Source organism: Carnobacterium sp. (genome assembly GCF_032094055.1).
Taxonomy (GTDB): domain Bacteria; phylum Bacillota; class Bacilli; order Lactobacillales; family Carnobacteriaceae; genus Carnobacterium_A.
In genome coordinates this window covers 8,970-16,042 of record NZ_DAMDAK010000021.1, presented here as the reverse complement: position 1 = coordinate 16,042, position 7,073 = coordinate 8,970, and the positions used below count along the sequence as shown (strand labels likewise).

Annotated in this window: 6 protein-coding genes; 5 read left to right on the top strand and 1 reads right to left on the bottom strand. The window is 36.5% G+C overall.

Annotated elements, in window-relative coordinates; all coding sequences use genetic code 11:
- The 4 genes from RT405_RS05040 to RT405_RS05025 form a co-directional block, all read left to right on the top strand.
- Positions 1–989 (top strand): transketolase-like TK C-terminal-containing protein (locus tag RT405_RS05040; RefSeq protein ID WP_313468107.1); only part of this gene is annotated, 989 nt, incomplete at its 5' end.
- Positions 990–1,261: 272 nt separating this feature from the next.
- A complete protein-coding gene (locus RT405_RS05035; RefSeq protein ID WP_313468105.1) occupies positions 1,262–1,453 on the top strand; it encodes a YneF family protein in 192 nt (63 codons plus the stop codon).
- A gap of 110 nt (positions 1,454–1,563) precedes the next feature.
- Positions 1,564–3,315: an ABC transporter transmembrane domain-containing protein gene (locus tag RT405_RS05030; protein ID WP_313468103.1), complete on the top strand. Its 1,752-nt coding sequence runs from the start codon at positions 1,564–1,566 to the stop codon at positions 3,313–3,315.
- Positions 3,315–5,099 carry an ABC transporter ATP-binding protein gene (locus tag RT405_RS05025; RefSeq protein WP_313468101.1) on the top strand — a complete coding sequence of 595 codons (1,785 nt, stop codon included), beginning with the start codon at positions 3,315–3,317 and terminating at the stop codon, positions 5,097–5,099. Before RT405_RS05030 ends, RT405_RS05025 begins: the two co-directional genes overlap by 1 nt.
- Before the next feature lie 108 nt (positions 5,100–5,207).
- On the opposite strand, the gene RT405_RS05020 is transcribed toward RT405_RS05025, so the two are convergent.
- Positions 5,208–5,828 carry a 1-acyl-sn-glycerol-3-phosphate acyltransferase gene (locus tag RT405_RS05020; protein WP_313468099.1) on the bottom strand — a complete coding sequence of 207 codons (621 nt, stop codon included), beginning with the start codon at positions 5,826–5,828 and terminating at the stop codon, positions 5,208–5,210.
- 275 nt (positions 5,829–6,103) lie between these two features.
- Here RT405_RS05020 and RT405_RS05015 point away from each other — a divergent pair.
- On the top strand, positions 6,104–7,073 hold a 970-nt coding region (locus RT405_RS05015), incomplete at its 3' end, for an SNF2 helicase associated domain-containing protein (protein WP_313468097.1).

Genomic DNA, 7,073 nt, shown 5'->3' with positions numbered 1-7,073 from the left:
TGCCAAAAGATTGGGATAGCGAATTACCGACTTTTTCAGTAGAAGATGATGCTTTAGCTTCCCGTGTAACAAGTAGTCAAACGTTGTCAGCGATCTCTAAAAAAGTTCCTTCTTTCTGGGGAGGTTCAGCCGACTTATCTTCTTCAAACAACACCATGGTATCTGGCGAAAAAGACTTCCAGCCTGGACAATATGAAGGACGCAATATTTGGTATGGCGTACGTGAATTTGCAATGACAGCTGCAGCAAATGGCATTACTTTACATGGAGGAACAAAAACATATGTGGGTACGTTCTTTGTCTTTACGGACTATTTAAGAGCTGCTATCCGCTTGGCTGCTATTTCAAAATTGCCTGTAACCTATGTCTTTACACACGATTCTGTAGCCGTTGGGGAAGATGGGCCAACGCATGAGCCCGTTGAACATTTATCTAGTTTACGCAGTATGCCGAACTTAACTGTCTTGCGCCCGGCAGATGGAAATGAAGTAGTAGCCGCTTGGAAAATCGCTGTTACTTCAACTGATCATCCGACTATGTTAGTGTTGTCTCGTCAAAACTTACCTGTTTTGCCTAAAACACAAGAACTAGCGCAAGAGAATGTGGCTAAAGGGGCCTATGTTCTTTCTCCTCAATCAGGCGAAACACCTGAAGGGATTTTGATTGCGACTGGATCGGAAGTAGCCTTAGCGTTGAAAGCCCAAAAAGCGTTAAAAGATGCAGGTAAAGATGTCTCAGTCGTTTCTATGCCAAGTTTTGATTTGTTTGAAAAACAAGACGCTGCTTATCAAGAATCTGTCTTGCCACGTGCTGTCCGCAAACGAGTTTCCATTGAGATGGGAGCTAGCTTTGGTTGGGAACGGTATGTCGGCCTTGATGGAGCAACAGTAGCCATTGACAAGTATGGTGCAAGTGCTCCAGGGAATACCGTTATTGAAAATTACGGGTTCACAGTTGAGAATGTTGTAGCAGTTTACAACACGTTATAGAATTTTCTAGCAATTAGCCATGTGGATTGGTGATTTTCGCAATTCACATGGCTATTTTATACAGTAGAGTACCCTTACAAGGCAAGGCGACTTAGAGAACATTTCTAAATTGCTTTCGAATCAAGTCGAGCTTGTCTCGTTTTTCTTATTATTAAACCGATAATTTCAGTAAAACCTTTACTTTTTTCTTTGTAGTGATGTTTAGCTATTTATTTTTAAGTAAAAGTCTAGTACAATTAACGAGGGAAAGAGTTCGAAAGGAGTGAATTGAAATGAATACAGGTTTAGCAATATTTTTAATTATTCTTGCATTAGTAGCAGGTTTAGTTGCCGGATTTTTCTTGGCAAGAAAATACATGATGGATTACTTCCAAAAAAACCCACCAATTAATGAAGATACTTTACGTATGTTGATGATGCAAATGGGTCAAAAACCATCTGAAAAGAAAAATAAAAAGAAGTAAGCAGCTATTAATGCTACGCTTATGTAAATCATGCGAGCAGATTTTTTCTGTTTGCATTTTTTATTTTAAAAAAATGATCAAATTAAGCGAAAAGTAGGTGAAGAAACAAAGTGGGTGTCTATAAAAAATTAGGTTGGTTCTTTAAACAAGAAAAGAAGGCATATATTACTGGAGTAAGTTTTTTGATTTTTGTTTCGCTACTACAATTGCTTCCTCCGAGAATTTTGGGAATTGTCATTGACCACATCAAGCAAGGTACGTTAACAAAAGCCATCTTGATTCAATGGCTGATTATTTTAACTGTAACAGCTGTTACACAATATCTTTTTCGTTATGTCTGGCGAATGAATATATGGGGAACTTCTGCTAAGTTAGAACGAATTTTAAGGAAAAGATTATTTGATCATTTTACGGCCATGGACGCCAGTTTTTTTCAAAAATACCGTACTGGTGATTTGATGGCTCATGCGACTAATGATTTAAATGCGATCCGAAACGTTGCAGGGGGAGGAATCTTAACTTTTGTAGATTCAATTATTACAGGGGGAATAACGGTTGTGGCGATGATGATCGTAGTAGATTGGCGTTTAACGTTAATTGCATTGATTCCACTGCCTTTTTTAGGACTAGCCTCTCGCATACTAGGTTCAAAGCTTCATGAACGTTTTCGCAGAGCTCAAGCTGCTTTTTCGCATATGAATGATAAAACACAAGAAAGCATCTCGGGAATGAAAGTGATCAAAACATTTGGTCAAGAAAACGAAGACATTGAAGAATTTAAAAGTAAAACAGCTCAAGTAGTTGTTGAAAATAGAAAAGTTTATAAAATTGATTCGCTGTTTGATCCTGTAATGACTTTTATTATTGGAATTTCTTATATTTTGACCATCACATTAGGTGGGCATATGGTTATGACAAACGTCATTACCATTGGAGACTTTGTAACGTTCATTAACTATATTGCGATGCTGGTTTGGCCAATGTTCGCTATTGGACGATTATTTAATATTTTAGAGCGCGGAAGCGCAAGTTACGACCGAGTGGATCGTATTTTACAGGAAAAGTCTAAGATCATTGAAAATCCTCACGCCATTGAAACGGCTATCACAGGAGATATCCACTACAATATTGAAAAGTTTTGTTATCCTAAAAAGACAACGACCGTTTTAGAAAATATTCATTTTGATTTAAAACGTGGTCAAACACTTGGAGTAGTTGGAAAAACAGGTTCAGGAAAAACCACGATATTTAAATTATTATTACGAGAATATGATCGCTACAAAGGTCAGATAACATATGGAGACCATGATATTAGAGATTATTCATTAAATGCCTTGCTGCAGCATATTGGATATGTGCCACAAGACCAATTTTTATTTTCAACTAGTATCAAAGAAAATATCCGTTTTGCTGACCAAGACCTTGATCAATCAATGGTAGAACACGTCGCTAGGCTGACAGCTATTCACGAAGATATTTTAGAGATGGAACAAGGCTACGATACTTTAGTAGGTGAACGAGGGGTTTCTTTATCTGGCGGACAAAAACAACGTTTAGCCATTGCTCGTGCTTTGATTATCAACCCTGAGCTATTAATTTTAGATGATGCACTTTCAGCAGTCGATGCCAAAACAGAGGAAGCAATTTTAGCAGCTTTGAAAAAGGAACGTTCTGAACAAACAACGATCATCGCTGCTCATCGTATTAGTAGTGTGCTGCATGCAGATGAAATTATTGTAGTTGAAGATGGTAAGATCACTGAGCGAGGGACTCACCTGGATTTACTTGCTCTTAATGGCTGGTACAAAGAAATGTATGATAAACAACAATTAGAACGAAATGTCAAAGGAGGGACAGACTAATGGAACAAAATACAAATTGGTCACAGTGCATTCCATTTAAAGAACAAATCAAAGTGGTGAAAAGAATATTTTCTTTTGGCGCTCCTTTTAAAAGCCGGTTTTTTATGGGAATATTTTTTGGGGTGTTGCTGGCTGTAACAAACGTTATCCTGCCCCGTATCTTACAAACTTTTATGGACGATTATTTAGCGACTCAAACAGCCACGACCCGCATCATCGCCTTTTTTGCACTAGCTTATTTTGGAGTAACCCTCATTAAAATCATTGTTTGGTATTTAAATTTATATTTATTTAATTTAGCATCAGAAAAAACAGTTGAGAATATTCGCAATAAGATTTTCTCGAAATTGCATACGTTGGGAATGAGATTTTATGATCAAACACCAGCGGGTTCAATCGTAACGCGTGTAACAAACGATACAGAAACCATCAAAGAATTTTGGGAAGTTTTCCTAACTGTTTTACAAGGTGTTTTTGGAGTGGTAGCTTCTTTTGTTGCGATGGCGTTTTTAAATTTAAAAATTACGCTATGGATCATGTTGTTTATTCCAGCACTCTTAGTGGTTGTCTGGTACTACCAAAAATACAGTTCAACTATTTACCGCAGTATGCGCGAAAAACTTAGCGTATTGAATACAAAATTAGCTGAGTCTATTTCAGGAATGAGTATCATTCAACAGTTCCGTCAAGAAAAAAGGCTGCAAAAAGATTTTGAAAAAACCAATAGCTCCTACTTTGATTCTCGTTATGCTATGGTTAAAGCTAATGCTTTGTTGCTTGGTCCAATTATTAACTTATTGGACACACTCGCGCTGGTTGTAGTACTGAGTTTCTTTGGTTATGATGCCCTTAATGGAGCAGTAGGAGTCGGAGTTATTTATGCATTTACATCTTATGTACGGAACTTCTTCAATCCAATGGTACGGATGATGGACAGCTTAAGTATTTTTCAAGATGGGATTGTCTCTAGCAGCAGAGTTTTGAAGGTTTTAGATAATCAAGAACTAACACCGCAACAAGAAGCAGACAGTCATGCGAAAATTAAAGAAGGAAAAATTGAATTCAAAAATGTCAGCTTTTCTTATGATGGAAATAAAAAAGTGTTGAACAATATTACTTTTACTGCTCATCCTGGAGAAACAGTAGCGCTCGTTGGGCATACAGGGAGCGGGAAAAGCTCAATCATTAATGTGATGATGCGGTTTTATGAATTTTCTGAAGGAGAAATCTTAATTGATGGTGTCTCGATAAAAAAATATCCCATTAGCGAATTGAGAAGTAAAATGGGCTTGGTCTTACAAGATTCTTTCTTATTTTACGGAACGATCAAAGATAATATTCGATTGAAAAATTCAGCCATTTCTGATCGTCAAATTGAAGCTGCAGCAGAATTCGTTCAAGCGGATGCTTTTATTGAACAATTGCCTGATCAGTATGATTCAAAAGTAATTGAAAGAGGTGCAAGTTATTCTAGTGGGCAAAAGCAATTAATTTCATTTGCCAGTACGATCGTAACAGACCCTAAAATCCTGATTCTGGATGAAGCAACTGCTAATATTGATACAGAAACAGAAGCTTTAATTCAAGAAGGACTTAGCAGAATGCGCCAAGGCCGTACGACATTAGCAATTGCACATCGATTATCCACAATTCGCGATGCCGATATGATTTTAGTTTTAGATCACGGTGAAATTATCGAACGCGGAACTCATGATGAATTAGTTGAAAAAAACGGTGTTTATCATGAAATGTACCGGCTGCAGAATAGTGGTCTAGTGGATTAGAAAAAACTGAACAGTACTTGTTCGGTCGGTTGATGGAATCCATGGATTTTATAACTTCTTAAACAGAAAAACTGCCCTCAATTTGAGAGCAGTTTTTTCTTGAACAGTTTAAGGTTCGATTTTATAAGTATAAGACGGATCGATTTCATGATCTAATTGATCAAAAGCTTGTTGCATTTGTCCTTCAATTTCTTTCAATTTGTCTTTTGACAATTTAGTGTTCCGGTCAATAATGATAGGATCGCCAAAACGTACAGTTACACGTTTCCGTGTCACTAGTTTAGAAAGAGTTAAGGGGCCTTGGTAAACAGCCGGGACAATCGGTACTCCGCTTAATTTTGCAATAGTGATAGCTCCTCCTTTAAGTTCGGAAGAATGTCTTGTACCTGTTGGGAAAATACCTAAATTTAAATTACCTTGTTTTAATATTTTTACCGGTGTTTTGATAGCACTCGGTCCTGGATTTTCTCGATCAACAGGAAAAGCATGTGCATGCCGGATGATCCAGCCTAAAATAGGGTTTTTGAATAGTTCTTTTTTTGCCATAAAAGCAAATTCATGAGGACTTGCTGCCAAGACCAAATAAAGCGGATCAATCCATGTCCTATGAGGAGCTACGAGAATGAATGTACCTTCTTTAGGTAATTTTTCTCTATTCTGATAATGTGCGTTCCCATTTAAAAGTAATAAAAGGAACCTGACTATACTGCGTAATGTTCTAAAAAACAATGGCTTTCAACCTTTCGCATTCAGCTGACTGAATGATAGTATTAATGATATAATTATGATTGAGTTCTAGTTTTTTAGCAAGCACTTTTCAAAATATCTAGATAAAAGATTTTTAGTAGCTCTTTTATTAAATTAAAGAGTTCAATTATCGATAGAAAAGTGAGTTTATGAAAAGAAATGAAAAAATTTTCTTTTTGTTCAAGAATGGCGTACAATAAAGAGATAGATAAAATCAAGATGAAAAGGCAATATGTATGAAAGTAGGGGAACGTTGAATGAAATGGAGCATTCCAGAACGTGTTATTGATGAGGGCAGAAAGTATGTGGCAGATAAACGAGTTCTTTCACTTAATTCAATTTTTGAGAAAAAAATTTGGACTGCCGAAGTTATGGGAAATGAAATTTATCGAGTTGAATTAGACGGTACAACTAAAGAAGAAGATTTTTGCGAATGCAATTATTGGAAAGAACATGGGTATTGTAAACATACAGTAGCTGTTGAACTAGAATTGAGAGACCGGGGAATCAGCCGGGTAATGACCGAGGAAAATGCAAAAGAAGTTGCTGCAGATTCACCAAGTCCAGGACAAGAATTAACGGAGTCATTTACACGCATTTTTCTGAATGAACATAGAGAATCACTATCGGCTTCTCAAAAAGATCAAACATTAGAACTTGAATACAAAATTGAAATGAAACCATTGAGTACAGCGCTTGTTCGTTCTAAAAGTGAAGTTTTTGCATTGAGCATTCGCGCAGGGATCGATAAACTCTATATTGTTAAAGACTTACCTGGGTTTTTTGACAGTTATTTATCTAAAAGCATATTCGAATTAAAAGCTGATCAAAGCATTGATTTTAAGCAAATTCATTTATCAGAAGCAGATAGAAATATTATGGATTTTCTTCAAAAGCAAGCCTACTCTAACCAATTAATCAGCGGCAACCAGAAGGAAACGACTTTATTGACAAACAACAAACGGTATTTGGTTTTAGCGCCTATTTTGGCAGAGTTAACGGTCCAAATGTTGCAAGAGAGCGGAAATTTACAATTTATAAATGGAAAAAACAAATATAAAACTATTGTTTTTGTTGAAAACCAACTTCCTGTTTCTTTTGAGTTATTTCAAAAGGAAGGGACGGTTACCTTGAATACTTTAAATTTAGTCGATGTTTATTTGGAAGAATACCAATGGTTTGTTGCAGATAACGTTGTTTTTCAACCTTCAAAAGAACAATTGCGTG